Origin of the sequence: Halorussus ruber (genome assembly GCF_004765785.1) — an archaeon.
GTDB classification, from domain to species: domain Archaea; phylum Halobacteriota; class Halobacteria; order Halobacteriales; family Haladaptataceae; genus Halorussus; species Halorussus ruber.
Window position 1 is genome coordinate 140,890 of the sequence record NZ_SBIT01000001.1, and the last position, 26,690, is coordinate 167,579.

At 64.0% G+C, this 26,690-nt stretch carries 27 protein-coding genes and 1 tRNA gene; 17 read left to right on the top strand and 11 right to left on the bottom strand.

Annotated elements, in window-relative coordinates:
• Positions 1–19: 19 nt before the first annotated feature.
• Both EPL01_RS05250 and EPL01_RS05255 read right to left on the bottom strand, forming a co-directional pair.
• Entirely contained in the window at positions 20–1,231 is a 1,212-nt protein-coding gene (locus tag EPL01_RS05250; RefSeq protein WP_135824208.1) for an outer membrane protein assembly factor BamB family protein, read from the bottom strand.
• Positions 1,232–1,279: 48 nt separating this feature from the next.
• A complete protein-coding gene (locus EPL01_RS05255; protein WP_135824209.1) occupies positions 1,280–2,011 on the bottom strand; it encodes a DUF1405 domain-containing protein in 732 nt (243 codons plus the stop codon).
• A 115-nt stretch (positions 2,012–2,126) separates the two neighbouring features.
• Between EPL01_RS05255 and EPL01_RS05260 the strand changes: the two genes are divergently transcribed.
• Positions 2,127–2,858 (top strand): hypothetical protein, encoded by a 732-nt coding sequence (locus tag EPL01_RS05260; RefSeq protein ID WP_135824210.1) that lies wholly within the window; start codon positions 2,127–2,129, stop codon positions 2,856–2,858.
• Between the two features lie 51 nt (positions 2,859–2,909).
• Entirely contained in the window at positions 2,910–3,818 is a 909-nt protein-coding gene (gene pdxS / locus EPL01_RS05265; protein ID WP_135824211.1) for a pyridoxal 5'-phosphate synthase lyase subunit PdxS, read from the top strand.
• A 42-nt stretch (positions 3,819–3,860) separates the two neighbouring features.
• On the opposite strand, the gene EPL01_RS05270 is transcribed toward pdxS, so the two are convergent.
• Entirely contained in the window at positions 3,861–4,583 is a 723-nt protein-coding gene (locus tag EPL01_RS05270) for a hypothetical protein (protein ID WP_135824212.1), read from the bottom strand.
• Positions 4,584–4,642: 59 nt separating this feature from the next.
• On the bottom strand, positions 4,643–5,524 hold the full coding sequence (locus tag EPL01_RS05275; protein ID WP_135824213.1) for a homoserine kinase: 882 nt from the start codon (positions 5,522–5,524) through the stop codon (positions 4,643–4,645).
• Positions 5,525–5,652: 128 nt separating this feature from the next.
• Here EPL01_RS05275 and EPL01_RS05280 point away from each other — a divergent pair, with 128 nt between their 5' ends.
• The 7 genes from EPL01_RS05280 to EPL01_RS05310 all read left to right on the top strand — a co-directional run bounded on the left by EPL01_RS05280 (position 5,653) and on the right by EPL01_RS05310 (position 12,657).
• A complete protein-coding gene (locus EPL01_RS05280) occupies positions 5,653–6,297 on the top strand; it encodes an adenylate kinase (protein WP_135824214.1) in 645 nt (214 codons plus the stop codon).
• 632 nt (positions 6,298–6,929) lie between these two features.
• Entirely contained in the window at positions 6,930–7,844 is a 915-nt protein-coding gene (locus EPL01_RS05285) for a DUF106 domain-containing protein (protein WP_135824215.1), read from the top strand.
• 636 nt (positions 7,845–8,480) lie between these two features.
• Positions 8,481–9,056: a (d)CMP kinase gene (gene cmk / locus EPL01_RS05290; RefSeq protein WP_135824216.1), complete on the top strand. Its 576-nt coding sequence runs from the start codon at positions 8,481–8,483 to the stop codon at positions 9,054–9,056.
• A 4-nt stretch (positions 9,057–9,060) separates the two neighbouring features.
• A complete protein-coding gene (locus EPL01_RS05295) occupies positions 9,061–9,930 on the top strand; it encodes an RNA-guided pseudouridylation complex pseudouridine synthase subunit Cbf5 (RefSeq protein WP_135824217.1) in 870 nt (289 codons plus the stop codon).
• 71 nt (positions 9,931–10,001) lie between these two features.
• A complete protein-coding gene (locus tag EPL01_RS05300) occupies positions 10,002–11,081 on the top strand; it encodes a succinylglutamate desuccinylase/aspartoacylase family protein (protein WP_135824218.1) in 1,080 nt (359 codons plus the stop codon).
• 125 nt (positions 11,082–11,206) lie between these two features.
• Positions 11,207–11,277: transfer RNA gene (locus EPL01_RS05305), tRNA-Pro, on the top strand.
• Between the two features lie 318 nt (positions 11,278–11,595).
• The gene (locus EPL01_RS05310; RefSeq protein ID WP_135824219.1) at positions 11,596–12,657 is read left to right on the top strand and encodes a beta-keto acid cleavage family enzyme; all 1,062 of its coding nucleotides are present in this window, start codon (positions 11,596–11,598) and stop codon (positions 12,655–12,657) included.
• A 30-nt stretch (positions 12,658–12,687) separates the two neighbouring features.
• Here EPL01_RS05310 and EPL01_RS05315 read toward each other — a convergent pair whose 3' ends face one another.
• The gene (locus EPL01_RS05315) at positions 12,688–13,218 is read right to left on the bottom strand and encodes a hypothetical protein (protein ID WP_135824220.1); all 531 of its coding nucleotides are present in this window, start codon (positions 13,216–13,218) and stop codon (positions 12,688–12,690) included.
• Positions 13,219–13,425: 207 nt separating this feature from the next.
• On the opposite strand from EPL01_RS05315, the gene EPL01_RS05320 reads away from it, so the two are divergent.
• Positions 13,426–14,124, top strand: a complete 699-nt coding sequence (locus tag EPL01_RS05320; protein WP_135824221.1) for a class I SAM-dependent methyltransferase — start codon at positions 13,426–13,428, stop codon at positions 14,122–14,124.
• 64 nt (positions 14,125–14,188) lie between these two features.
• On the top strand, positions 14,189–14,740 hold the full coding sequence (locus EPL01_RS05325) for a GNAT family N-acetyltransferase (RefSeq protein WP_135824222.1): 552 nt from the start codon (positions 14,189–14,191) through the stop codon (positions 14,738–14,740).
• A gap of 342 nt (positions 14,741–15,082) precedes the next feature.
• Here EPL01_RS05325 and ilvD read toward each other — a convergent pair whose 3' ends face one another.
• Positions 15,083–16,789, bottom strand: a complete 1,707-nt coding sequence (gene ilvD / locus EPL01_RS05330; RefSeq protein ID WP_135824223.1) for a dihydroxy-acid dehydratase — start codon at positions 16,787–16,789, stop codon at positions 15,083–15,085.
• A 234-nt stretch (positions 16,790–17,023) separates the two neighbouring features.
• On the opposite strand from ilvD, the gene EPL01_RS05335 reads away from it, so the two are divergent.
• From EPL01_RS05335 to EPL01_RS05350, 4 genes are all read left to right on the top strand, one after another.
• Positions 17,024–19,165, top strand: a complete 2,142-nt coding sequence (locus EPL01_RS05335; RefSeq protein ID WP_210424079.1) for a glycoside hydrolase family 15 protein — start codon at positions 17,024–17,026, stop codon at positions 19,163–19,165.
• A gap of 199 nt (positions 19,166–19,364) precedes the next feature.
• Positions 19,365–20,324 carry a glycosyltransferase gene (locus tag EPL01_RS05340; RefSeq protein WP_135824224.1) on the top strand — a complete coding sequence of 320 codons (960 nt, stop codon included), beginning with the start codon at positions 19,365–19,367 and terminating at the stop codon, positions 20,322–20,324.
• A gap of 69 nt (positions 20,325–20,393) precedes the next feature.
• Positions 20,394–21,359 carry a beta-ribofuranosylaminobenzene 5'-phosphate synthase family protein gene (locus EPL01_RS05345; RefSeq protein ID WP_135824225.1) on the top strand — a complete coding sequence of 322 codons (966 nt, stop codon included), beginning with the start codon at positions 20,394–20,396 and terminating at the stop codon, positions 21,357–21,359.
• A gap of 623 nt (positions 21,360–21,982) precedes the next feature.
• On the top strand, positions 21,983–22,819 hold the full coding sequence (locus EPL01_RS05350; RefSeq protein WP_135824226.1) for an RAD55 family ATPase: 837 nt from the start codon (positions 21,983–21,985) through the stop codon (positions 22,817–22,819).
• A gap of 12 nt (positions 22,820–22,831) precedes the next feature.
• Here the strand turns inward: EPL01_RS05350 and EPL01_RS05355 are convergent, their stop codons facing one another.
• Positions 22,832–23,398, bottom strand: coding sequence for a hypothetical protein (locus EPL01_RS05355; RefSeq protein ID WP_135824227.1), 567 nt, complete (start codon positions 23,396–23,398; stop codon positions 22,832–22,834).
• A gap of 285 nt (positions 23,399–23,683) precedes the next feature.
• On the opposite strand from EPL01_RS05355, the gene EPL01_RS05360 reads away from it, so the two are divergent.
• On the top strand, positions 23,684–24,001 hold the full coding sequence (locus EPL01_RS05360) for a helix-turn-helix transcriptional regulator (protein ID WP_135824228.1): 318 nt from the start codon (positions 23,684–23,686) through the stop codon (positions 23,999–24,001).
• Positions 24,002–24,004: 3 nt separating this feature from the next.
• A complete protein-coding gene (locus tag EPL01_RS05365; protein ID WP_135824229.1) occupies positions 24,005–24,334 on the top strand; it encodes a hypothetical protein in 330 nt (109 codons plus the stop codon).
• A gap of 4 nt (positions 24,335–24,338) precedes the next feature.
• On the opposite strand, the gene EPL01_RS05370 is transcribed toward EPL01_RS05365, so the two are convergent.
• The 4 genes from EPL01_RS05370 to EPL01_RS05385 form a co-directional block, all read right to left on the bottom strand.
• The gene (locus EPL01_RS05370; protein ID WP_135824230.1) at positions 24,339–24,827 is read right to left on the bottom strand and encodes a double winged helix-containing putative transcriptional regulator; all 489 of its coding nucleotides are present in this window, start codon (positions 24,825–24,827) and stop codon (positions 24,339–24,341) included.
• A 30-nt stretch (positions 24,828–24,857) separates the two neighbouring features.
• Positions 24,858–25,790 (bottom strand): methenyltetrahydromethanopterin cyclohydrolase, encoded by a 933-nt coding sequence (gene mch, locus EPL01_RS05375; RefSeq protein ID WP_135824231.1) that lies wholly within the window; start codon positions 25,788–25,790, stop codon positions 24,858–24,860.
• Positions 25,791–25,829: 39 nt separating this feature from the next.
• Positions 25,830–26,246, bottom strand: coding sequence for a hypothetical protein (locus EPL01_RS05380; protein ID WP_135824232.1), 417 nt, complete (start codon positions 26,244–26,246; stop codon positions 25,830–25,832).
• Positions 26,247–26,357: 111 nt separating this feature from the next.
• Positions 26,358–26,669: an MTH1187 family thiamine-binding protein gene (locus tag EPL01_RS05385; RefSeq protein WP_135824233.1), complete on the bottom strand. Its 312-nt coding sequence runs from the start codon at positions 26,667–26,669 to the stop codon at positions 26,358–26,360.
• Positions 26,670–26,690: the final 21 nt, after the last annotated feature.

Below are 26,690 nucleotides of genomic sequence, written 5' to 3' on the forward strand. Positions count from 1 at the left end.
ACAGGAACGCAGAAGCGTCCTATTCGAGCGCGTACAGGAGACCATCGCTCGTCCCCACGTACAGCCGTCCGTCCGCGGGTATCGGCGAACCCTTGACCGGCGGGTCGATTCGGACGCGCCAGCGTTCGCCGCCGCTCCGAGTCCACGAACTCAGCGCGCCGTCGATGTCCACCGCGTAGACGCCGCGCTCGCCCACCGTCGGTCCGCCGTAGTACGTTTTGCCCGCCGCAGTCCACTCGGTGTCGCCCGTCGCGGCGTCGAGCGCCCGGAGCGTCCCGTCGAGACAGGCGACGTAGAGCGTGCCGTCGGCCAGCGCGGGCGACGCCTGCACGCCGCGCGGCGGGTCGACGCGCCACGCCTCGGCCCCGGTGTCCGTCTCTAACGCGACGAGCGGGCCGGTACCAGTTGGAACGTAAACCAGTCCGTCGCCGACGACCGGCGCGTCTACCGGGTTGAACCGAGCCGACTCGCCGAGTGATTGCGACCACACCGCCGACCCGTCGGCGAGGTCGATGGCGTGGACGGTTCCCTGCGTGTCGGGATCGCCTTCGTCGTCGTCGCGGGCGGCGGCGTAGACCGTCCCGTCGGCGACGGCCGGCGCACCCCAGACCGACGTTTCGACGGGATACTCCCACCGGACGCTCCCGTCAGCCAACTCGACGGCCGTGACCCGGCCGCCGCCGGGCGAGTGGCCGGTCATTCCGACTCCGGCGACGATAACGCTCTCGGAGACGGTGGGCGGCGATTCGGGGTAATCGAGGTCGGTCCGCCAGCGGTCGTACGTCACCGTTCGACCGAACGCGCGCAGACCGCCGTCCGCCGCGACCCCGCGGAAACCGTACCGTCTCGGGAGCGCAAGTGTGTCGTCGGCGAGCGCGGGCGTCAGTTCCTTGTACCCGGTCGGGTCGTGCCACCGGACGCTCCCGTCGTCCGGGGCGAGCGCAAACAGTCCGTCGAACCCGGCGTTGGCATAGACGGACTCGCCGAGGACTGGCTGGGCCGAGTTGCGGTAGTAGCTTCCGGCGGCGTGGACCCACGCCGTGCGAGGTTCCCCGTCGGGGCCGGTGGCGTCGGGATTGAACGCCGCGTTCGTCGCGTCGAAACCGAACTGCGGCCAGTTCTGCTCGTCGGGGACGGTCTCCGTTTCGGTGCAACCGGCCAGACCTGCTATGACCCCCGTTCCGAGGGTCGCCAAGAACGAGCGCCGGGAGGGAAACGCGGCGGAGGGCATCGAGTCGAGGGTGGGAGGGGCAGGAAAAAAGAATTCCGAAGCCGCGGATTACGCCCTCGCCTCCAACTTCTTCACTCGCGTCGCCAGCGCCAGAAACGTCGCGGCAATCGTGATTACGACCGCACCTGCGGCCGCAATCTCGTGCGTCGGCGAGGGATGCGAGAACCCAGTCGCCAGCACCTCTTGGCCCGGAAGCGCGGTGTGGTGGGGCGTTCCCACGAGAGGAATGAAGTAGTCCACTACGTCGTTGAACCCGTACCAGACCACCGCCACGAGAACCGCGCCGACCGGAAAGTCGCTGTACCGGTGAATCAGGAACGCCTCGGCGACCATCCCGAGGTGGCTCCAGAACAGGAAGTTGTACATCAACACCGAGTTGTACGAGAACCCCTCCATGAACGCCAGCAGGACGAACGGCGTCCAGAGGCCCAACTTGAGACACCCGAAGAACGCCAGCGCGTTGACCACCTCCGAGTTCCGACCTAACTTCCAGAGGCCGAGGCTCGCCGCGATGAAGAAGGTCGCCACCGGGCTGTCGGGGACGAACGGCCACATGACGGGCGGTTCGACTGCGAACTGCCACGTAATCAGGGAGTCCGAGAGCGGGAGGAGATGGAAGCCGTAGTACCAGAAGCCGAAGGCGGTTCCGACGATGTTGACCGCGACGATGACCCACGCGTAGCGGAGCGCGAGGTCCTCCAGGGACTCCGGCAGCGGAGCGAGATACCGAGGCAGGTCGGCGCGACGCGGTACGTCGGCGCGGCGGGGCACCCTCGTCATTGGCGAAAGCCTCGGAGGGCGGTGGCTAAATCCTAACGGTACCGCAGTCGTTCCGCGGACGCTCCCCAGCCACTCGTCGAAACGTTTTTTGCAACGTTCTGAAAAAGCTCCGTTAGTGATAGAACTGGGCGTGAACGCGGCGATTCTGTTCGGCTTCGTCGGGGCAATCGTCGTCGGAATCGGAGCCTACCAGTTCGGCCACTACGAGCGCGTCCGGCGTCGTTCGGTGGCGCTAAGTCAGGCCTCGTGGTTCGCCCCGGTCGTGGCAGTTCCGCCGATAGCGGCGAGTCTCGGTGTCGCTGACTTCTTCCTCTCGGAAATCTCGGTCGCCGGACTCGGCGCGCTGTTTCCGGCAATCTGGCCAGTCGCGGGTGTCGGTCTCTTCACCTACGCGCAGGTCGAAACCTACGCGGCCGCCGAGGCCATCCGTCACCACCCGGACGTGACGGCGTTCGACGACGACAGCGACGAGGACGAAGGCGAGGACGGCAATGAAGACGGCGACAGCGATAGCGACGAGGATAGCGACAACGACCTCGTCTACCGGAAGAGCGACTACTATCGGTCGTGGTGGACCTTGGTAGAGCGCCACCATCCTCACGCCCTTACGGCCTCGCTGGCCGCGTTTCCGTTCCTCTCGATGGCCGCGCTCGTGCTGATGCTCCGTCCGAACGTCGGAGTTCGGCTCGCGGGGGTGGCGTCGTTCTCGCTCGCGCTCTACGACCTCGTGCTGTTGGGCGTCGTCGCCGGGGGGACGTACCGGATGACCGACGACGAGGAGGCGGCGCAGGTGGACAGACTCGTCGCGCGTCGAGACGCCGAGTGCCAGCAGGCCGACCGCCGGTAACGACGTGGGGCAATCGGTACGTCTTAAGTCCCCGAATCCTAACGTGGCGGTATGGCCGACGAAACTGATATCGAGGAACTCAAGCGAGGGAGCGAACTCGTCAAGCGCGGGTTCGCCCGGATGCAGAAGGGCGGCGTTATCATGGACGTAGTCAACCGCGAGCAGGCCCGCATCGCCGAGGACGCGGGCGCTGTCGCGGTGATGGCGCTCGAAGCGGTCCCGGCCGACATCCGCAAGCGCGGCGGCGTGGCCCGGATGGCCGACCCCGCCGACGTCGAGGAGATCATCGACGAGGTCTCTATCCCGGTAATGGGCAAGTCCCGCATCGGCCACACCAAGGAGGCCCAGATTCTCGAAGCCATCGGCGTGGACATGATAGACGAGTCGGAGGTCCTCACGCCCGCCGACGACAAGTACCACATCGACAAGCGCGAGTTCACCTCGCCGTTCGTCTGCGGTGCCCGGAACCTCGGCGAGGCCCTGCGCCGCATCGAGGAGGGCGCGGCGATGATTCGCACGAAGGGCGAGGCTGGCACGGGCGACGTGAATCAGGCCGTCCACCACCAGCGCAACATCAAGAGCGCGATTCGCAAAATCGAGGGTATGACCAAAGAGGAGCGCGAGGCATTCGCCCGCGACATCGAGGCCCCCGCCGACCTCGTCCACGAGACCGCCGAGGAGGGCCGCCTCCCGGTCGTCAACTTCGCGGCGGGCGGCATCGCCACGCCCGCAGACGCCGCGCTGATGATGCACCACGGTTGCGACGGCATCTTCGTCGGGTCGGGCATCTTCGGCGCAGAGGACCCCGAGGCGATGGCCGACGCCATCGTGGAGGCGACGAACAACTGGGACGACCCCGAGCGACTCGCCGAAATCAGCAAGGACATCGGGTCGGGCATGAAGGGCGAGGCCAACGCCGACCTGCCCGAGGAAGAGCAGTTGCAGGGTCGCGGGAACTGAGGAAGATAGACAAATTTGTTCTAAATATAGAAATTAATTATACTAAATAAGGTTGAGTAAAAATTGGATTTTTCTAGCTATTCCATCAAGAATATTATTGTCACTCTCATCGGGATTATTTCCTGAGTATCGGCGTGTATTCGTCTTTCGTCGCTTCATCATCTGTTTCAGGGAGGCAATGTGACGTTTGATTACTGGATCTTTTACCGTTACTGTAGTGCTATTTTTAAGAGCCTCAAGTACGAGTTGCTCCGCATCTTCGTCAAGCTCCTCGCAATTTAAAAGATTAGAAATTGACTCTAAACCATCCTCGCCAAAGGCAGAGAGGGTTTTTAGAAACTCTCGCTGATGTTCGAGTATTTCCTCTTTTTTAACTCCCTCTGCCAGTGTTGCGCGTGTTTGGATTTTTTCTGGAGAGCTAGCAGAAGTTGCATTAACTGGGCTAGTCAGTTTCTGTCGGAACTCCTGTTTCCTTCGTCGTTGGACGGGTTCTCGTATCTCCTTCAGCGCTTTTTGCCGGATTTCCCATTCGAGAGTAATTTCTGATGCAATCTCAGCTAATACGAGATAGGCTTGTGGACCAAAGCGTGAAATTGTTTCAACTGCCTCTAATTTGTCTTTTCGGCGATTTGATTTGATGACGAATTGCTTGAGGTCTCCCAATGTAGCACCATATTGTGAGTTGAAAACGTTGTTTTTGGTCTCCTCACATACATCTACTTCTTCAGGGTCAACAGCGACGTATCGAGTAATCTTTGGTCTCATTTGTAATATAAATCGGTAAGCCACCGAGAAACATTAAATTTCTGCCACTGAAGGTTGTTCTACCGACTGATTTCCGCCCCGTCCCCGATTTCGGTCTGGTAGGCCTGCGCGTCAACCCCCGCCTCCGCGAACGCGCCGACTATCGCCGAGGCCACGTCCCGGCGCTGGCCGCGGTGGCGACAGACCGCCAGGACGCCCGGTCCCGCGCCGGAAATCGTCACGCCGGTCGCCCCCGCCTCGCGGGCGGCCTCCTCGACCGCCTCGTAGCCGTCCACGAGGTCGGCCCGTGCGGGAGTGACCACCGGGTCGGTCAGACCCCGACCGACCAGTTCGGGGTCGTCCCGGCACATCCCGGCGACCAGCGTCGAGGCGTTGCCGACCGTCTCGACCATCTCGTTCATCTCGACAGAGCGCGGAACGACGCCGCGGGCGTCGCGGGTCGAGACGACGGTCTCGGGCAGGCAGACCACGACCGGGAGGTCGGCGTCCATCGTGGTGATGCCGTCGTCGGTGACGATGGTGAAGCCGCCGAGAATCGAGGGGGCCACGTTGTCGGCGTGGGCGTCCCCCGAGACGACGGCTTCGCCCTCGGCGGCGAGCCAGACTAGCTCCTCGTCGGAGAGGCCGCAGTCGTAGAGTTCGTTCAGGGCGACCGCCGCGCCCGCCGCGCTGGCCGCCGAGGAGCCGAGACCAGACGAGGGACGGACTCCCTTGTCGATTCGGATGTGAGCGGGGGCGTCGAGTTCGCGGGCGACGACGCCCGCGGTGTTCTCCGCCGGGTCTGTCGGGACGTACTGGGCACCCACGCCGGTCACCTCTATCGTCGTCTCGGGGGCGCGTTCGACCCGCACCACGTCGGCCGGGCGGGTGAGCGCCGCTCCGAACACGTCGAAGCCGCTACCGAGATTCGCGCTCGTCGCTGGGGCCCGCACCGTAAGCATGCCCGTGCATAGTCAGGGGCAAATCAAAAACCTGCCGGGGCGCGTCGCTTTTTGCGTGACGAGTGTTGGCACGGCGCACTTTATCCGCTTTCTTTAAGCCTTTATGCGAGGGCGGCGGAGTTCGATACATGAACCCGAACATTCTGATACTCGGTGCGCCGGGCGCGGGCAAAGGAACCCAGAGTGAGAAAATCGTCGACGAGTTCGGCGTCGAACACGTCACGACCGGTGACGCCCTCCGGGCGAACAAGCAGATGGACATCAGCCATCTGGACCTCGAATACGACACGCCCGGCGAGTACATGGACCAGGGCGAACTCGTCCCCGACGAAGTGGTGAACGAAATCGTGGACAAGGCCCTCTCGGAGGCCGACGGCTACGTGCTGGACGGCTACCCCCGTAACCTCGACCAAGCCGAACACCTCTCGAACATCACCGACCTCGACGTGGTTCTGTACCTCGACGTGGACGAGGACGTGCTGGTCAGTCGGCTGACCGGCCGCCGCGTCTGCGAGGAGTGCGGCGCGACCTACCACGTCGATTTCAACCCGCCGGAAGAGGAGGGCGTCTGTGACGAGTGCGGCGGCGACCTCTACCAGCGCGAGGACGACTCCGAGGAGACCGCCCGCGAGCGCATCCGGGTCTACGACGAGAACACTCAACCCGTCGTGGAGTTCTACGACGAAAGCGGCGAACTCGCCCGTATCGACGGCGAGCAGACCCCCGACGAGGTCTGGACGGACGTGAAGGCGACCATCGAAGACCGCGCCTGAATCGGTCGGCGTCGGGTCGTCGCTTCAGTCTCGGCTTCGACTTTTTGTTTCGGCTGTGTTCGGTGGTTCGACGTTTTCGACGGTCTCGCTTCCCCGGTTTCGAGACGGCGACTCCCCGACTCGGCGCGCGCTGGTGCGCTCTCTCGTGAGCGCACCCTTCCGTGCGAGGTCTTCGTGAGCGTAGCGAACGACGGCTCGGACGCCGCGGGTTGTCTTCCGGTGGAGTCGGCCGCCGGAGGCGGCCGACGAGGTTGGGGAGGACGAGGCGCAGTCGCGGTACGGTAGACGCCTGTGCTCAAGCCTGAAGCTAGCGCTCTGCCGTTTCTACGGTGCTGTGCGGTCGCGGTCTTGGATTGCTGCAGTCGTCGCCCGCTTTCGGTGTACCTGCCTAACCAGTAGCCCGTTTCATTACTCAATTGATGTCTGTGCGTTCGGTGTCCGCACGTTCTGGGCCGGTAGACAATTACAAAACAAATTTAGAAGTGCATATTTAATTTCTTAACATACAATTAGTTGTCTTCACACGTTCTCCGGAAACACACCCCACAAACCGAACACAAATCTCAAACGAACTGTCCCGAGCGCGCACGAGAGCGAAAGTTGATTAACCGGGGGATTCCAAATCTGTCACAATGGCACGGACCGCGGACAAGATCGAGTCGCTCATCGCCGACGATTCGGCGATGGCCGACGCCTTAGCGGTCGTCTACGACCGCACCGACGGCGGCTCCGAGCGAATCGGGTGGGCCGACGTGAACGACGAACTCACGAGCGGCCAGTGGGGCCGACTCATCGAGAAGGACGTGTTGGAGAGCGTGGACGACGAGTTCCGGCTCGCCGACCCCGACGCCGTCGAGGCGGCGTTGGAGGGCGAATCGACCACGGCCTCGACAACGACGACCGACGTGGACTTGGACGACGAGGAGATGGACGGCTCCTCGTGGACCACGTGGGACAAGCTCGCCGCGGTCGGCGCGGCGGGACTGTTCCTCGGCTACTCTCAGACGACGGTTCGGAACATCGTCGGGAGTACGGTCGAACTCTTCGTCGGCCCAATCGACGGCGTGCTGCCGTTCTACATCGTCGTGTTGGTGCTGGCGCTCCTGACGGGGCTGTTCACGACGCTCCTGCAGGCGAACCTGATGGACATGGAGAAGATGAGCGCCTATCAGGAGCGCATGAAGGAGATTCAGGACAAGCGCAAGGAGGCCCGCGAGCGCGGCGACGACGAGGCGCTCGAACAGATCCGCGAGGAGCAGATGGACGCGATGGGCGACCAGCTGGGCATGTTCAAAGAGCAGTTCCGCCCGATGGTCTGGACGATGTTCTTCACCATCCCCGTGTTCCTCTGGATCTACTGGATGGTGCTGGACGGCCACGTTGCGACCGGCGAGTGGGAAATCGTCGCGCCGCTCATCGGCGAGGCCCGCTGGACCACGAAGGTGCTGGGCCCGATGCAACTCTGGATCGTCTGGTACTTCCTCTGCTCGATGGGCTTCACCCAGCTCATTCGGAAGTCGCTGAACATCCAGACGACACCGACGTAGACTGCGCAATTTTCCTTTTCTTTTGGGTTTCTGTGGGTCGTCGGATTCCTCCCACGGCTGAAGCCGTGGGCTTCCTCCTTGCATCTATGTGAGTGCGGACCGCAGAATTGTCGTGATGAATGCTTCTCGAAACCCCCGCTCGGTCACGCTGTCTCGACGCAATCGTGAGCGCGAACCACGGAGTTGTCGTGGTGGACATTTCCTGAAGCCCCCGCCCGGTCGCGGTCGCTGGCCGACATATCTGCTCCTCTCAACACCGCCCGTCGCAGATAGGGGTCGGCCAGACGACCAAGCCTTCGGCGCGACCGGGCGGCCCCTTCATCCACTCACCGATAGTTTGCGTCACCGGCTGTAACCGGTGGAAAGCGCCACGGAGCGCGGGCCTCACGCCTCCCCAGCCTCCTCGTTCACTCCCGGTGGTCGTTCACTCGTCCACCGTCAGAGGCAAGACCTCGCACGACGATGGCAGCTCACGAGGAGCCGCCAGCGCGCGCCGAGTTTCTGTTTCGGCTGTGGCCCCGGTTCGTATTTGCTCTCCGTGCGCTCCGAGTTCCTCTCGAAGAGAGTTACGAGTTAACAGGGCGAACCCCCGGCGAAGTTCAAAACCCCTTTTATACTTCGCCTCGGAGATGGGATATGCTAATTACAGTCTCCGGACCACCGGGTGTCGGAAAGAGTACGACGGCCTCCGAACTCGCCTCCGTACTCGACCTCGAACACATCAGCGGTGGCGACATCTTCCGCGAACTCGCCGACGAGCGAGGCTACACGACCCTAGAGTTCAACAAACTCGCCGAGGAGGACGACCAAATCGACCGCGATTTGGACCAGCGACTCGAGCAAATCGCGGCCGACCGCGACGACGTGGTCCTCGAATCGCGCCTCGCCGGGTGGCTGGCGGGCGACCACGCCGACTTCCGGGTGTGGCTCGACGCACCCCTCGAAGTCCGCGCCGCGCGAATCGCCGACCGCGAGGACAAGACCGTCCAGAACGCCCGCGAGGAGACCGCGGCCCGCGAGGGGAGCGAGGCCGACCGCTACCGGGAGTACTACGGCATCGACATCACCGACCTCACCATCTACGACCTCTCTATCAACACCGCGCGCTGGGACGCCGAGGCGGTCGTGGACCTGCTCACCACCGCGGTCGAGGACTACGACCCCGACGCAGACGAGGGCAAGTACCCCGTCGAACTGGACTACGAGTTCTGACGCCATGCTCCGTGGACCTCCCGACGAACGGTCGCCCGACGACCTCCTCGAGTTCGGCGTCGTGAACCTCGACAAGCCGCCCGGTCCCTCGGCCCATCAGGTCGCGGCGTGGGTCCGCGATTTGGCAGACGTGGGCCAAGCCGCCCACGCCGGGACGCTCGACCCCAAGGTCACGGGCTGTCTCCCGATGCTGACTGGCGCGGCGACCCGCCTCTCGCAGGTGTTTCTGGAGGGAGCCAAGGAGTACGTCGCGGTGCTGAAACTCCACGACGAACCCCCGGCCGACGTCGAGGCCATCGTCGCGGAGTTTGAAGGGCCGCTCTACCAGAAACCCCCGAGGAAGAGCGCGGTCGCCCGCCGACTCCGCGTCCGCGAGGTCTACGACTTGGACGTGCTGGAAGTGAAAAATCGGCAGGCCTTGCTGCGGATTCGCTGCGAGAGCGGGACCTACATCCGGAAACTCTGCCACGACCTCGGCCTCGCGCTCGGCACCGGAGCGCACATGGGCCACTTGCGGCGGACCGCGACCGACCCCTTCGACGACTCGACGCTGGTCACGATGGAGGACTTCGCCGATGGATTGGCGAAGTGGCGTGAGGATGGAGAAGACGACTGGCTCCGCGAAGTCGTCCAGCCCGCAGAGCGCGCCCTGACCCACCTCCCGAAAGTCACCATCGCGCCGAGCGCCGCCGAGGAGGTCGCGCAGGGAGCGCAGGTCTACGCGCCCGGCGTAATCGACGCGGAGGACGCCGACGAGGGCCAACTGGTCGCCTGCTTCACGCCGGACGAGGCCGCGGTCTGTCTGGGGACGATGGTCGGCGATGCTGACGCGGACTCGGGGACAGTAGTCGAGTTAGAGCGCGTGCTGGTGTAAGACGCACGCCTCCCTGCGCCTCCCCTGCCGCCAAACTCACTTTTTTCACGCCGCCCGGACACCTCGTTTCCATGCAACTCGGAACCGCGGACTCCGAACCCGGCGAACTCGTCACCGGGTGGCTCGACGTGACGAATCTCCCGACCGGCACCCCCGAGCGACTCCCGGTCCTCATCGCGGAGGGCGAAGCGGACGGCCCGACGCTCTGGATTACGGCGTCCATCCACGGCAACGAGGTCACGGGCCTCGCTGTCGCACAGGACGTGATGACCGAGGAGTTGCCCGGCGAAATCCGGGGCACCGTGGTCTGCATCCCGAACCTCAACCCGGCGGGCCTGCGCCGCAACTCTCGTACCTCCTACTACGACGACGAGGACCCAAACCGGTACTTCCCCGACCCCGACGCAGAGAGCAGTCGGCCCCCGAGCGTCCAGCAGTTGGTTGACGAGCGCGTCTACGACGAGTTCGCCGACTCCGCGGACGCCCTCGTGGACCTCCACACCGCTCACGTCGGGTCGATGCCCTTCCTGATTCGGGACAGAGTCCTCTTCGGGGAAGAGCGGACCGAAGACGAGGCCCGCGAACTCGCCGACCTCCTCGAATCGCTGGTGGACGCCTTCGGCATGCCCGTGGTCAACGAGTACGCCGCCGAGGAGTACACCGAGCAGAACCTCCAGCGCTCGACCGCCGGCGCGGCGCTGAACAACGCTGGCGTCCCCGCGTTCACCGCCGAGCTGGGCGGCCACGATGTCGTCGAGGAGGACACCCGCGCCGCGGGAGTCGAGGGCGTCAGAAACGTCATGCGCGAGTTGGATGTCCTCCCCGGCGATCCCGACCCGGACGCGGTCGGCCCCGACGCGCCGGTCGAGTACCCCGTCAAGCGCGCGGTCCACCCCCACACCGAGACGGCGGGCATCGCGCGCCATCGGGTCGAAGCGGGCGACGTGGTGGCGGAGGGCGACCCCGTCGCGGACATCTGCACGCCCCACGGCGAGGTCGAGGCCACGGTCGAGTCCGACCACGACGGCTACGTGCTGGGCCGGATGCACGGCGTCGCGGCCTACGAGAACGACGCGCTGGCGAGCATGGCGGTCCGCGACGACGGCGACCTCGTGGTCCCGCGGGACGCCGAGGAGTCTACGTCCGAGTGAGATGTTGCCGGGTCCGCGTCCGAGTGAAATGTTGCCGGGTCCGACTCCGAGTGACACGGCCGCTACGAAACGAAGCGCTTAACTCAAGGACGTGCCTTTGTTGAATTGCACGCGAAGTGCATTGCGGGACCGTGGGGTAGCGGTATCCTCAGCCGATGGGGTCGGTTGGACCTGAGTTCGAATCTCGGCGGTCCCACTTTCTGCGACGCAAAAATGGGAGCACGAGGTATCGCGGTTTGATACCTCGGCGGTCCCACTTTTCACGAAGCAAGACGAGGAGCGGGCTATCGCCGTTCGATATTTCGGCGTCCCGTTTCACTTCCTTCCGGTGCCGACGTTCGGGCACCGGCTCCGTCGTCACGCCGTCGCGTAAATTCCGGATAGGTCCGAGAATCGGAAATCGTAGTACAATCGCCAACGTTGGCGTGAAGCCCTCGATTTTGTCGGCATATGTTTGGATCATTATTTTAACAAGGAAATATTTAAGTTAAATTGAAATTGATACTCGGGTGAAATGGCACCCGATTCTCACGAGAGCGACGCGCCCGGCACCGGCGACGAGCCGCTGCACAAGAACCTCTACGACGATATTCCGTTCGACGAGTTAGAACCGTCCGGCACGTTCACCGAGGAGGCCGCGAAGCAGTTCTTCCCGGTCCACGAGCAAGACCGAATCGACACGATGGACAGTCCGGTCATCATCGAGTGCGCGTATCCGGGGTGGCAACCCGGCGGCGAACACTACCCCGCGGTACCCGACACGAAGGACGAGCAGATTCAGGAACTCGTGGACAGCGTGAACGCCGGGGCCGCGGCGGTCCACGTCCACCCCCGCGACGAGAGCCGACGCCCGCAGTGGAACGACAACGAACTGCTGACCGACATCCTCGACCCGGTGTTCGAGGAGTGCGGCGACGTGGTGACGTTCTCGCAGGGGTGGGAAGTCGCGCCCCACGCCGACTACGTCTCGGGCGTCCAAGACCTGCTCGAACGCGGTGACGGCAACAAGTACTGTCAGGGGAGCGTCATCCTCCCGCCGGGGCTGTTCGGCGCGGGCGCGCTCCACTCGATGTCGTCCATCCGCGAGGCGTGTCGCTACTACGAGGAGAACGGCGTCAAGCCCATCTTCCAACTCTACGACACCCACGTCCTGCGGGACATCAAGCACCACCTCATCGACGAGGACGAGACGGTCTGGGAACCCCACGTCCTCTGTATCCGGGCGGGTGCCCACGACTCGCTGACGACGGAAAACGACCCGTGGTCGTACTTCAAGGTCATCTCGGAGATCTACAACGTGCGCCAGACTATCGACAACAGCGTCGTCGGCCTCTATCCCGGCGGTCGGAACTGGCTCCCGATGCTGATGATGGGGCTGGTCGCTGGTGCGAACGTCATCCGGGTCGGAATCGAGGACGCCTACTGGCGCTACCCCCACAAGGACGAACTGATTCGGAAGAACTCGGAAGTGGTCGAGATGGCGGTCGAACTCGCAGAGATGCTCGGCCGCGAGGTCATCACCGACCCCGAGCGCGCTCGGGAGTACCTCGGAATGGAGTACACCTCGCCGCGGTAAGGGGGAAACTCCTCGCCGCAGTTAGAAGCGTTACCAGGAAATCTGGAATGTCGTGACCTCGCCGTCGCTGGTCTGCTCGACGCGGACGAACGCGTCGTCACCGCTGAACTTCTCGGCGGTGGCCTTCAGCAGTCCCTCGTCGAGCGACGACGGGTAGGGGTTCTTGCACTCGATGACGCCGCCTCGGTCGCCGGTCTTCTCGAACTCGTAGTAGCCGATTTCGTCGCCGCGGTGGGTGTTCTGGTACTGCTGGTTGAGCGCTTCGAGCGCGCCCTCGACGCTGTCGATGGTCGGCGGCCAGTCCACGAGGCCGGGAATCTCGGAGCCGATTTTGGTCACGGTCTTCGGGCCGACGGTGTCGGCCAACTCCTCGAAGGCGTCGATGTACGCGCCCCACGAGTACCACTCGTCTTCCTCCGGTTCCGGGAGGCCGTGGTCGTCGAGAATGCCGAGCGCGCGGTCCTTGTACGTGGTCGAGAACTGACCGACGCCTTCCACGACCGACCGAACAGTCTGTCCGCTTACTTCGCCGTCCGTACTGAATGCTTTTTGATGTGCCATACATCATGAATCATATTTGCTTGACTTAACTTTACTGTTATAATATTATCAGATATGATAATTGGTGCTACGGTTGAGAATCTTAACGTCTGAATCGAAACGCGAGTTTTTGGCGATTTCAGAGGCTAGGTTACAAAATTTCGACCTAGAAAATACTACGAACTAGCTAGGATAATTTTATAATCAGAAAGCTGGGAGGTAGTACGTATGGACGGCACGGAGACGTACGCCATCGACGACGTTGCGTTCATCGGCCGGACGGTGACAGAGTACGAACACATGTTCGACCTCGACCTCTCGGCGTGGGAGGGCGAGTCGGTTCTCGACTGTCCGGGCGGTGCGTGCGCGTTCGTCTCCGAGGCGAACTCGCGTGACATCGACGCGGTCGGCGTAGACCTGATGTACGACACGCCGCCCGAGGAGTTACGCCAGCGATGCGAGGAGGACATCGACAGGGCCATCGCCGGGTTCGACGGCGTCGAGGACCAGTTCGTCTGGGACTTCTACGACGACGTGGCCGACGTCCGCGCCCACTGGAGCGCGGCGTATCGGGAGTTCATCGAGGACTACGAACAGCACTACGACAGCGGGCGATACCTCCCCTCGAAACTGCCGGAACTGCCCTTCGAGGACGACGCGTTCTCGCTGGTGCTGTCGGCCCACCTGCTGTTCCTCTACATGGACAAGCTCGACCACGAGTTCCACGAGCAGTCGCTGCTGGAACTCGCCCGCGTGGCGAGCGACGAGGTCCGGGTCTACCCCCTCGAACGTTTCGACGGCATGCGCTACCCCCGACTGGACGAACTGCGGGAGGTGCTGGCCGACGCGGGGTACAGCACCGAGATTCGGTCGGTGCCCTTCGAGTTCCAGCAGGGGGCCGACGAACTCCTTCGAATCGAGGTCTGAGAACGAAATCCCGACCCTCACCGGTCCGACATTTAATAGTCCGCCCGCCGACGCTCTCGACGCAATGGCCGGACCAACCTTTCTCGACGGCGAGCGCGTGACGCTCCGCGTCCCTGAAGAGTCAGACGTGGCGTTTCTGCTCGAAAACGAGAACGACCCCGCAGTCCGCGCGACTCGGAGCGCCTCCGCGCCGACCGGTCCCGACGACGTTCGCCGCCGACTCGGCGGGACGCTCGGCCAGAACGACGACACCCTCGCGCTGGTGATCTGGGCCGACGGCGAGCGTGTCGGCCACGTCTATCTCGTCCGCGAGAAACCCAACGACCAGACCTACCGGCGCGCGGAACTGGCCTACTGGATTACCCCCGACGCGCAGGGCAACGGCTACGCCACCGACGCCGGACGGACCATTCTCGACCACGGGTTCGACAGCCTCGGCCTCCACAAGGTCGTCGCCAAGACCTTCGCGTCGAATCCGGCCTCGGCGCGCGTGCTGGAGAAGTTAGGGTTCACGCAGGAAGGCGTCCTCCGCGACGAGGCGCTGGTCGGCGGCGAGTTCGAGGACCTGCTTCGGTTCGGGTTGCTGGTCGAGGAGTGGCGGGAAGGCGAGGAGTGAAGAGGGTCGTTTCTCTGTGGCGTTAAGCAATATTTCTGTTTTCTAAAGGTATAAATACATGTCTTAAAGAATTGTTTTGGTATCTATTTGTCCCTAATATCTGCCCTTCGGCTCGGCGCGCGCTGGCGCGGCGTTCATGCCGCGCCATCGGCGTGCGAGGGATGAGCATCGCAGGCCGGAGGCCGAGAAGCGCAAGAGGTTGGGGAGGTGTGAGGTTCGCGGTCGCGGGGCGGTACTGTGTGGTAGACGCCGAGGCTTCGGCGATAGCTAGCTACTCGGAAACTACAACTCGTACTGTAATGCCTCGAACAACAACCGACAGAAAAGACGTTTTAACTACCGCTAGTCCCGCTTCACGCCCGGATTCGTCACCGCGCCGTTGGCCGCCGAGCCGAAAGTAGCGCCGTATTTGGCCAGCACGCCGTTCTGATACGCTAGCTCTGGCTCATCCCGAGCGTCCAGCCGCGACTCGATTTCCTCGTCGGAGAGGTCCACCGCGAGCGTCCGGTCGGGAATGTCGATAGTCACGTGGTCGCCATCTTCCAAAGCACCAATCGGCCCGCCGGAGAACGATTCGGGGGCGACGTGGCCAATCATCGGCCCGCGAGTCGCGCCCGAGAACCGGCCGTCCGTGACCATCGCCACGTCGTCCTCGTGGCCCGCGCCGACGACCGCCGCGGTGACGCCGAGCATCTCGCGCATCCCCGGCCCGCCCTGCGGTCCCTCGTTGCGGATGACGATGACGTCGCCCGATTCGATGTGCCCCTCTTGGACGTACTTCATCGCGTCCTCCTCGGTCTCGAAGACGCGGGCCGGTCCCTCGTGGTGGAAGTCGTCCTCGCCCGTGACCTTCAGGACGCCACCGTCGGGCGCGAGGTTGCCCGTCAGAATCTTGATTGCGCCCTCCTCGTGGAAGGGGTCCGAGACCGGGCGGACGAACTCGGCGTCGATGTCCGAATCCTCGGGGAGGTCGAGTTCGTCCAGTTCCTCGGAAATCGTCCGGCCCGTGACGGTCATGGCGTCGCCGTCGAACAGTCCGGCGTCCACGAGGCGGCGAATCACGACCGGGACGCCGCCCTGCTCGTAGAGGTCGAGCATGGTCTTGGTGCCGCCGGGTTGGAGGTTGGCGATTTTGGGCGTCCGGCGCGAAATCTCGTCGAACTCCTCGATGTCGAGGTCGATTCCGGCCTCCGCCGCCAGCGCGAGCAGGTGCAGGACGCCGTTGGTCGAACCGCCGATGGCGACCTGTAGCGCGATGGCGTTCTCGAACGACCGCTTGTCGAGGATGTCGGAGGGACGCCGGTCCTCCTCGATGCACTCGACGGCGAGTTCTCCCGTTCGCTCCGCGACGTCGTATCGCTCCTCGAACTCGGCGGGTGCCCCGGCGCTCCCGAGGGGCGCGAGGCCGAGCGCCTCCGAGATGGAGGCCATCGTGTTCGCGGTGAACATCCCACCGCAGGAGCCAGCGCCGGGGCAGGCGTGGCGCTCCAAGTCGTCCAGTTCGTCCTCGCTCATGTCCCCCTCGGCGACTGCGCCCACGCCCTCGAAGACGTTCTGGATGGTGACCTCCCGGCCGTCGTGTTCGCCCGGCATGATGGACCCGCCGTAGAGGAACACGGAGGGCAGGTCGGTCCGAATCGCGGCCATCATCATCCCCGGCAGGTTCTTGTCGCACCCGCCGATGGTCACGAGGGCGTCCATTCGCTCGCCGAACGCGACCAGTTCCACCGAGTCGGCGATGACTTCTCGGGAGATCAGCGAGGCCCGCATCCCCTCGGTCCCCATCGAGATGGCGTCCGAGATGGTGATGGTCCCGAACTCGATGGGCATCCCGCCCGCCACGTCCACGCCGTCGTAGGCCGCGGCGGCCACGTCGTCCAAGTGGACGTTGCACGGCGTGATGTCGGCCGCAGGGTTGGCGACGCCGACCATCGGCGAGGAGAGGTCCTCGTCGTCGTAGCCCATCGCGCGGAACATCGCCCGGTGCGGGGCGCGCTCGACCCCTTCGGTGACTTCGCTACTGCGGAGGTTCTCGGACTTCTCGGTCATACGTCCGGATGGCGGCGAATCGGCTTAAGTTACCGCCCTCGGACAGATATTGCTGTCTGACCGTCAGGTTCGGCGGCGGTCGAACGCCGAACTGGTCCGGCGCTCCCGCCAGCTCTGCCATCGGATTTCGAATTCGAGTGCAACCCGACTCGTAGCCGAATCACCGCTCGAACTTATATTAATTTTATTTCGAGGAAATTTTTATAGACTCGTATCTAACACGATACGCGCTACATGACAGATGACAACCGATTCAGCCGACGGACAGTTCTGAAAGGCATCGGCGGGACGGCCGCCGGGAGCGCCCTCCTGCGGAGCGTCTCGACGCCCGCCTCGGCGGGCGAACACTATCCGGACAGCGACAAGGACGCCATCGTGAGCGCTCCCGATGGCGCGGGCCAGAACGTGCTGGCGACGCTCAACCAGTACCCCGGCGTCGAAGGCAACGACTGGTACGGCACACTCATCGAGGACACCTCGGCCTTCCGGCGCGACGTGGAACACGTCCGGGACGTGCACACGATGCTCTGGGACGCCGACCTCGGCCAAACCCTCGACGTTCGCAACGACGCCGCCGGGAGCGAAGTCACCTACGAGTCGAGTACGGTCCCGGAAGTCCACGTCCACAACTGGTTCCAGTTCGACAGCGGCTACTGGGCCGACCTCTATCAGGACGTGCTGGTCACCGCGGACAAGCCCGCGCTCCTCGTGCAGAACAACGTCCAGTTCGACCGAGCCAACGACCACACCCTCTACACGCTCGTCAACCCCGCCATCGACGAGTACGACAGTCGCGGCGAGGGCGACTCGGGTTACTACACGACCGCAAGCGGCTACGACTGCATCGTCGCAAACGACGGGTCGTGGTATCTCGCCTACGCTCAGAAGCGACCCTCGACCGGGAAGACGACCTTCGACGGCCACCGGGTCGGCGTCGAGGGCGACACCTCGGGGTCGGACAAGAGCGCGTGGCACGACATCTACGGCGAGAACGACGGCTACATCGACCGGAACAACTCCGCGTCGGGCAACGTCGATTCCGGCGTCGGCCTCTACGTCGGCGGCGCGACCGACGTGACGTGGCTCACCGCAATCGGGTTCGGCAAGTCCGAGAGCGAAGCCATCGACAACGCGACCGCCGCACTCGACAACGGATACGCCACCGAGCGGAGCAACTTCGAGTCGGCGTGGACCGACTGGCACGCGAGCGTTTCGTCCGGCCCGACCGGCGACGCCACCGCCGACGCGATGTACGAGAAGTCCCTCACCAGCCTCAAGTGCGCCCAGGACCCCCGCGGCCCGATGATTGCGGGGGCCTTCGAACCCGGAAGCGAGGAGTACACCTACGTCTGGCCGCGCGACCAAGTCGTCGTGATTCAGTCGCTCCTCTCGGCAGGAGCGACCACCGAGGCGAAAGAAGCCCTCTCGTGGCTCGACAGCGCCCAAATCACCACCGACACCTACGACGACCGGAACATCAACCGGAACGGGACGTGGTGGCAGAACTACTACGTGGACGGGTCCAGCCACTGGGAGGCGCTCCAACTCGACCAAGTCGGCGGCCCCCATCTACGCCCACTGGCTGGTCTGGCGGGAGACCGGCGATTCGACGGTCCTCAACGACCACTACTCGATGTCGAAGCAGGCCGCCGAGTTCCTGCTAGGTTACGACAACGGCTACGGCTTCCCGAAGAAACACCAAGACCCGTGGGAGGAGATATGGGGCTACTCGACCGAGGGCACCGCGGCCGCGATTGCGGGCCTCCGGGCGATGGCCGAGCTGGCCGACGCGAATGGCGAGACGGCCTTCGCCGACGACTGCCGGAGCAAGGCCGACACGTGGGAATCGAACTTCGACGCCTACTGCTACAAGACCGACGCCTATCTCGGCGACCACTACGTCACGGCCGACAGCCCCGAGTACACCGGGAGTCCGCCCGCCGACCAGCGCCCCGACGCCGCGGCGTTCATGGCCTACTGGCCGTGGAACGTCAAGGCCGCCACGAGCGCCGAGATGAAATCGACCGTCCGAAAGGCCGACGACAACCGGTGGAAGGCCGACAACTCCCCCTGTGCGGGTCGGTACCCCGAGGACGACTACACGCCGAGCGGGACGGCCGAAGACGGCGGATGGCCCCTCTGCGAGGCCTACGCCGACGTAGTGCGCTGGCAGAGCGGCGTCGATTCGAGCGCGGTGAGCGACTACGTCTTCGACCACGCCGAGACGTGGACCACCGCGGCCGGACTCCTCCCCGAGCGCGTGGACGGCGACGGCGACGTCCGGTGGAACTCCAACCTCCAGTGGAGTCAGGCGATGTACCTCCTGCTGGTCGAGAGCGACCAGCGCGGGACGCCGTTCGGTCTCGCGCCGAGTAGCTGACTCCTCGGCGCACATTTCATGCCAAGGAGTATCAATCCACAACCACGTCGGTCGAATCCCCGACGAGTTCCGGCGTTGGCCTTCGGAAACAAAAGCTAAGTCGGCGTGATGCGGAGAAGCGCCTCTCGGCGGCCTGCGAGCCGACGAAATCCTAGAATGGGAACATACTTTCCGGGCGGCCGTCGAAGGGACGGCATGGACCAGACGGTCGCCGTCGCCCACTACCCCGAAGGCGCTGGCCACGCGACCCGGATGCTCGCCGTCGCCCAAGCCTTCGAGGAGGCGGGCACGGAGGTCGTCCTCGCGGGCGGCGGCCCCGGCTCGCGATTCATCGAACACAACGGCTACGAGGTGTTCCGGGCCGCGCCGGTCGATTACATCGGCGACTACCAGCAGGGGTCGCTCGGCCGCGTGCTGACCCGGAGTCTGCCCTACAGCGGCAAGCGCGTGTTCGACTTCGTGCGGTGGCTCCGCCGGGAGGACCCCGCGGCGCTCGTCACCGACGACATGTTCGCCGCGATGGCCGCGCCGCTGACCGGGACGCCGCTGTACATCGTCACGCACAACGCCGCCTCCTACTACGACGCCGCCGTCGAGCAGGTGTTCACGTGGCTCCTCAATCGCTACCAGTTGGGGGCGGCCGAGTCGTTCCTCTACCCGGCGGTCTGGCCGCCCGACGAGGGCGACCCGCCGGGCGTGACCCACGTGCCGCCCATCGCGCTCGACCCCGAAGGGTGCCCGCCGCCGGAGGAGGACATCGAGGTGCTGGTCGTCCCGAGCGTCTACTCCACGAACTTCGATGTGCTGGCCGAGACGCTCCGGACCGAGGGCCATCAGGTGACGCTGGTCGGCGACGACCGCTGGGAGCCGGTTCCGGCGCTCCTGCCGTGGATTCGGTCGGCCGACGTGGTTGTCTGCTCAGGGTACTCGACCGTGATGGAGGCCGCCGTCGCCGGGACGCCCTGCGTGGTCTACCCCTTCACCGACGAGCAACACGGGGTCACGCGGGTCCTCGAACGCCGCGGCGTCGAGGGCTTTCAGGTCGAACACTCGGTCACCCACGTCGCCCGGGCAGTTCAGCATCCGCCCAAAGCCCCCGACCACGAGAACGGAATCGACCGCGTCGCCGACCACGTCCTCGGCGAACTTGTCTGAACGCGGCCGACCTGACCACGTTTTGCCACTATCGGAACCACGAACACCAGTCCCTCCCAAGTCGAGGGTATGGCTCGCGTCGCCGCCGGAGCGCGCCTCCACTTCGGCTTTCAGAACCTCTCGCTGGCTCACGAGCGACTCTACGGGTCGCTCGGGGTCGGTCTCGACGCCCCGCGCGTAGTCGTGACTGCCGACCCCGCCGACGAGGTCCGATGCAACCACGACGCGGCCCGCGAGTACGCCCGGCGAGCGGTCGAACTCCTCGGCGTGGCGGGCGCGGAGGTGACCGTCGAGGAGACCCTGCCGCGCCACGTCGGCCTCGGGAGCGGGACTCAGTTGGCACTCACCGTCCTCGCCGCGGTGGCGCAGGCCCACGACTGCGACCCGACGGTCCGCGAGCGCGCCCCGAAACTGGGCCGGGGCGGTCGAAGCGGCGTCGGCGTCGCCACGTTCGAGTCGGGCGGGTTCGTCGTGGACTCGGGCCACCCGACCGAGCGGTTCACCGCCGACCGGCCCGCCCGCGGCGAGTGGTCGGTCCCGGCGGTCGCGGCCCGCCACGGGATTCCCGACAACTGGCGGTTCGTGGTCGTCCTCCCCGACTCGGACCCGGGCCGGAACGGCGAGGCGGAGGACGAAAGCATGCGCTCGGTCGTCGAGCGCGCGGACCCCGCGCTGGCCGACGAAATCGCCGCGGTCGTGACTCGGCGCGTCCTCCCGGCAATCGCGGAGGGCGACGCGGAGCGGTTCGGCGCGGCGGTCGCCGAGGTCGGCCGCCTCAATGGCGCGTGGTACGCCGACGAGCAGGGCGGGGTCTACCGCCCGCCAGTCGGCGAACTCGTCGCCGAACTCGCCAAGTCGCCCGCGATAGCCGGTGCTGGCCAGTCCTCGTGGGGGCCGGCGGTCTACGGCGTCACCACCGAGCGCCGCGCCGACGCGGCCCGCGAAGCGGCCCGCGAGGCGCTCTCGACGGCTGGCGTCGGCGGCGAGGTGCTTCTCGCCGGTCCTCGGAATCGAGGTGCGCGAATCGAGGATTGATTTTGGCTCTGCCTTTTCAGGTTAGTCGGACTGGCGGTTACGAGGTCAGAGCGGCTCTGCCGCCACCGAGGCGGTGAAACCGCCGAGACGACACTGGTGACTGACTCGCCACCTCCCTACCCGTAACCGCGCGAAACGTCCGAAGTTGATTCGTCCCGCTCTCGTATTTCAACCTTCGCCTGCGCAGGTCCGGCCATCTGCGAGTGTCGTGAATTGGTACTCACTACAGGACGCACCGGAGCCGCGCTCGGCCGCATTCGGTGCGGTCGCGGCCGAGCGCGGCCACAGTGGGGAGGTACGGGGGCGCGGTGCGGTGGCGGTGCGGTCGTGGTGGTGCCGTGGGGGCGTGGTGGTGCAGGGTGGTGCCGTGCGGTTGCAGTCTTCGTTTGCTCGAGCGAGGGTCACGGTCTGCGGACTAGCTTTGCTCAGGATTCAGAGCAGAGAAATAAATGCCTGTTCTTAAGCAATTTGTTTCTGTCTCAAGAAATTAATTTGTTGTCTTTCGGAGGAAACGTCCATCTCGCGTCACGACGTGCATCCGACCGAGGAGTCGAAAGTCCGCCGGTTCCCCCGCACAGACGAAAGACCCAAGCACCACCGCCGAGACCACCCGAAACGAATCAATGGACCGAGTACCCTTCGGCGTCTCCCGACTGGACGACATCATCGGCGGCGGTGCCCCGCCCGGAAGCGTGGTCCTGCTGGCGGGCGAGGCCGGGGCCGGTGCCCGCGAGTTCTGCTACACCGCGGCGACCATCAACGGGTTGGCCCACACCGACGACGACCAGTTCGACCTCCACTACGGCGACGTGGCCGAGCGCGCCGCGGTCCCCGAGGAGATTCACTACGTCTCGTTCACCGCCAGCGGGAACGAACTCCGGCAGGAAATCGAGTTCACGATGAGCGAGGAGTTAGTCCGCGCGGGCGTCCGGGCCGTGGAGTTCGCCGACTTCAGCCAAGAGTACTTCCAGCTCTCGGCCATCCCCCGCGAGTGGTACACCCGCAAGACCCAGACCATCACCGACCTCGGGCGAGGAAGCGACCGTCGAGGGGTACTGGAGGCGCTGGGCGGGTACCTCAACCAGAACGCGCCGGGGAATCTGGTCCTCCTCGACTCGCTGACCGACCTCGCCCGCGCGCCGAACGAACACCTAGACTGGAGCGACATCACCTTGCTGGTGAAAGGGCTTCAGAAGGCCTCTCGCGCGTGGGGCGGGATGATTCTCGTCCTCGTGAATCAGGAGGCGCTGACCGACGAGGAGATGGGCAGTCTGATGGGCGCGGCCGACGGCACCATCGCCTTCGAGTGGGAGACCGGCGGGAACGAGCGCGACAGGGTGATGTTCGTCCGGGAGTTCCGTGGGGTGCTGTCTCGACTGGAGGAGGAGGACATCATCCGATTCGAGACGGAGATTCACGACGGCGGATTCGACATCAGTAACGTGCGGAAGATTCGGTGACGTGACCAGTGGTCATCTTTCGGGGTTCTTGACCATGATTCTCTTACCAGAGCGTTTTGAGACCAATACCATTTCAATAGTTTCTATCAACCGCGATAGTTCGTTTTCTACTACTTTCGGTTTGCTTGAATGGATGTCTACGATAAGGCGACCTCTATTCGGAGGATGAACAAGGAGATTAGCATCATTATACCAAGGGTGTGAACGTAGTTCCTCCATCATGTCCGGAACACCTGATGACTTTGGAATACCATCGTGGTTGCGAAGAACCTGTTCAAATTTTAAGTTGATAGACGTGTTCCCCTCGCTTCCGAAAATAGATTTCTCCAACTTATAACGAATACGGTCGTCATTTTCTGAACACCCAATTCTATCGACATGGATTGTATGAGATATCACGTCCGCCTCCTCAGGCATTTGAATCGTATATTCTCTGCCTTCGAGCGAATTTTTCAGTATCTCTTGTTGCTCATAAATACCTTGAGTTCTGTTTGACCGCCAAATTAGAAAACTAAAGAATGCCGCAGGTATGGAAAACAGCAGTATTAGAGTCGACAAAATAATCTGGGTATTTACCATGTTTTAATGATAGTAGTCAACAGATATTGAAGGTTTGGTTGACTGGAAAATTCAGAGATTCCTCAGATTGGGACCGACGTGGGATAGGAGTTTCAGCATTGACGTTAGGTCACGTTCTCCCTGTCTATTTCCTCAACTAACAGTCTCACCCCGATAAGAATTCCAAGCACTCGCGCCAGATGCCCTCCAACGAGTTCGGTTTCTTGTGGTGTTTCCATCGGCATCTCATCTGCCGGAAAAGAACTCACCATCGGACTTATTACACTCTATTACGTTCTATCACACATGCCTATCAGTATCGACCAGTTCAACGAGGAGCCATCGGGAGTCCTTGACCTCCAAAAGGGAACCAATCCCTACCGTATCATCCAGTTTCTCGCCGAGAACGAACACCAAGCGTTCACCCAGACCGAAATCCACGAGGCGACTGGCATCAACCGCGGAAGTGTCGGTGCCACGCTATCGCGCCTCGAAGACCGCGGTCTCGTTCGCCATCGCGGGCGATACTGGGCCATCGCCGAGGACGACCGCCTCGCGGGATACGCGGCCCAAACGCAGGCCAGTTCGGCGTCCACGAACGACGACTACTATGGTGAGGAGTAACCGATGGTGTACGACCGCGGAACAGTCGTGAAAGGCCCGGACCTGCTCGCCGACCATAACTATCGCCCCTACGTCTGCCTTAGCGACGATGCCCACCCATTTAGCGATGAGGAAGCACTCTACACGGCGGTCACGACGACCCGACGCGCAGTCGCTATCCCACTCGCCGACGCCGATTTCAAGAGCGGTGGACTACCACGCGAAAGCTACGTCAATCCGTGGACCGTCGTTCCAATTCGGCACGCCGATGTTCACGGTGAAGAAGGTCGATTAGTCGAGGCGACGACAGAAAAGGTAGCACAGGAGGCCGCCGGATATCTCGGCGTCGAATAAGTAACTACGGGGCCGCATACCCCCCGTCAACTTCCTCGGCCAATCCCAACAGCACCGCCCAGTCCAGCAGATACTCCACGCGCTCACCCCAAATCTCCTGCCACGAGTTCGGATTCTTGTGATGCTCCCACGTCGGGACCGCTCCTTTGAACTCCTCGAAGACCTCCTCGGCGGACAACGCCTCCTCGGCCTCCGCCAGAATCTCCAACAGCGCGGGAACCCCGAAGACGTTCTCCCGAAATTGCTCGCGCAGGTACGCCGGTTCGGGGTCACGGCGAATCCGGGCGGATCCCGACGATTTCTCCTCGGCAAGCCCCAGCGCCCGCAGGAAGGTCAGCCACGTCCGGGCTTGGTCCCGACTCTGGAGGTCGGTCCGGTCCAGCATCCGGGCACAGCAGTCGTCCTCGCTTCCGGGGACCAGCGGGACCGCGCGCTGGGCCTCCTCGACGAACGCCAGCGATTCCGGGGGTTCGGGAACCAGCTTGAATTGCATCGTATGTCACCTCGGTCGTAATCCGGCGGCTCAGATGCCGAAGCTCTCGGCCAGTAGCTCCTCGTCGCGCTCGCCGACGACGTAGGTGTCCCCGCCGACGACGTTGACGGTGGCCTGTGCGGGCGCGAAGACGCTCTCCTCGACCTCGTAGAAGTCCCAATCGACCGACTCGAAGATTTCGGCGAAGTGGGTGCCGTACTCGTCGTTCGCGGTCGAGACGATCTCGTCGAAGCGGTCGAACTCCTCGCGCACCGTGATGTGGACCTGCCCGCCGTAGGCAAGCGCGTCGTTGGTCCGGGCGATGGCGGCCTCCTCGTCGCCCGCCACGGGCGCGACCGGCGCAGAGCCGGTGACGCTCACGACGTCCAGCGGGTCGTAGCCCAGTTCCGAGAGGCGGAAGACGGCCATCTCGGCGGCGCGCGAGGCGATGCTCACGCTCCCCGCGAGGCTCGCGGTCGGGACGGAGGGCAGGAAGACGCTGCTCGGTTCGACGCCGGTCAGGTCCGCGACGTGGTCTGCGACGCTCGCGGTCGGGTAGTCGTCGCTCTCGACCGCCAGCACCGCGAACTCCGAGACGTCCTCGTAGCCCACGCGAGCGAACTCCTCTTCCTCGGCGACCAGCGCGCGTGCCGGACCGCTCCCGAGGCCCTCGAAGTCTTCGGTGGCGACCTCCCACCCGGCCTTCTGCGAGCAGAGGAGCGCCAGCGCGGGGTGGTCGCTGGTCAACTCGACGTGCTGGAGCGGTGCGCCCGCGACTTCGTCCATCCGGGACTGAACCGTGGCGAGGCCCGCGGTCTGCATCTCCACCAGCAGGAGTCCGGCCTCGACGCCGCCGTCGAACTCGTGCCCGAAGTCGAGGACGGTCGCCCCGTTCTCGAGTTCGCGCGCTCCGATGTCCAACTCCTCGGCGAAGTCGAGCGCCTCGTCGGCCAACTCCAACGCGTTCCGATTGAGACTGTCCATGGGCGTCGATTGGACGTCACCGCCTAAACCATTTATCAGTCAGTAGCGCGCGTCGTGGCGCGCGGTCCGAATCGCCGCTCCGTTCCCGACGAGATACGTAATCGGCGCGCCGACGTAATCGCCGTGCCGTCCGTCGTCGCCGTAGTAGGCCGCTCCCTGACGGAGTACCACGACGCGGTATCCGCCCCGAACAGATTCGACTTCCTGAACGCTACACTCGACGGTAATCTCGTCTACGGTCGTCCCGTACATCGAGTTGTACATCCGGCGCTCCTCGTAGGTAGCCGCGTATCGCTGGGCAGTCTCCTCGGTCCACGTCTCCGGCGGTTCCGGCGGTGATTTCGGACCGTCCGGTAGTTCGTGCTGTTTCTGCGGAAGGGGGTCGGAGTCGAGGCCGGTGTCGAGTTCGCACCGTCGGTAGTATTCGGTGATTTGGTCCGGTCTTCGCCGGTGCATCCGCCGAGGAGGACCGCGGCGGACCCGACCGCGATTCGCAGGAACTGTCGTCTGGCGGACTTCACGTTCGAGCGTTACTGCGAAGTAGTACGTGTCTTGTCGTCTTTCGAGTTACCGCTCCCGCTTTGCTTCCCGACCCAGCGCCTCCTCGACCGCGTCGACCTTCTCTTGCGCGCGTTGCTCGCGCGTGCGCTTATCATCTATTTTTAAGACGGTACTCACGCGGTCGCCGTCCACCGCCTCGTGGGCGGCCTGCGCGGCGGCGAACAACTCGTCCACCGAGTCGGCCTCGATGACGGTCCCCATCGGGTTCGTCTCGTAGGACACGTCGAACTCGTCGAGCGCGGCGACTGCCTTGGCGACCTCCTCGGCCATGCTCTCCTCGGTCACGGGCGCGACGCTGAGTAGTGCGATTACCGTCATGGTCGGACAGACGGGCCGAGC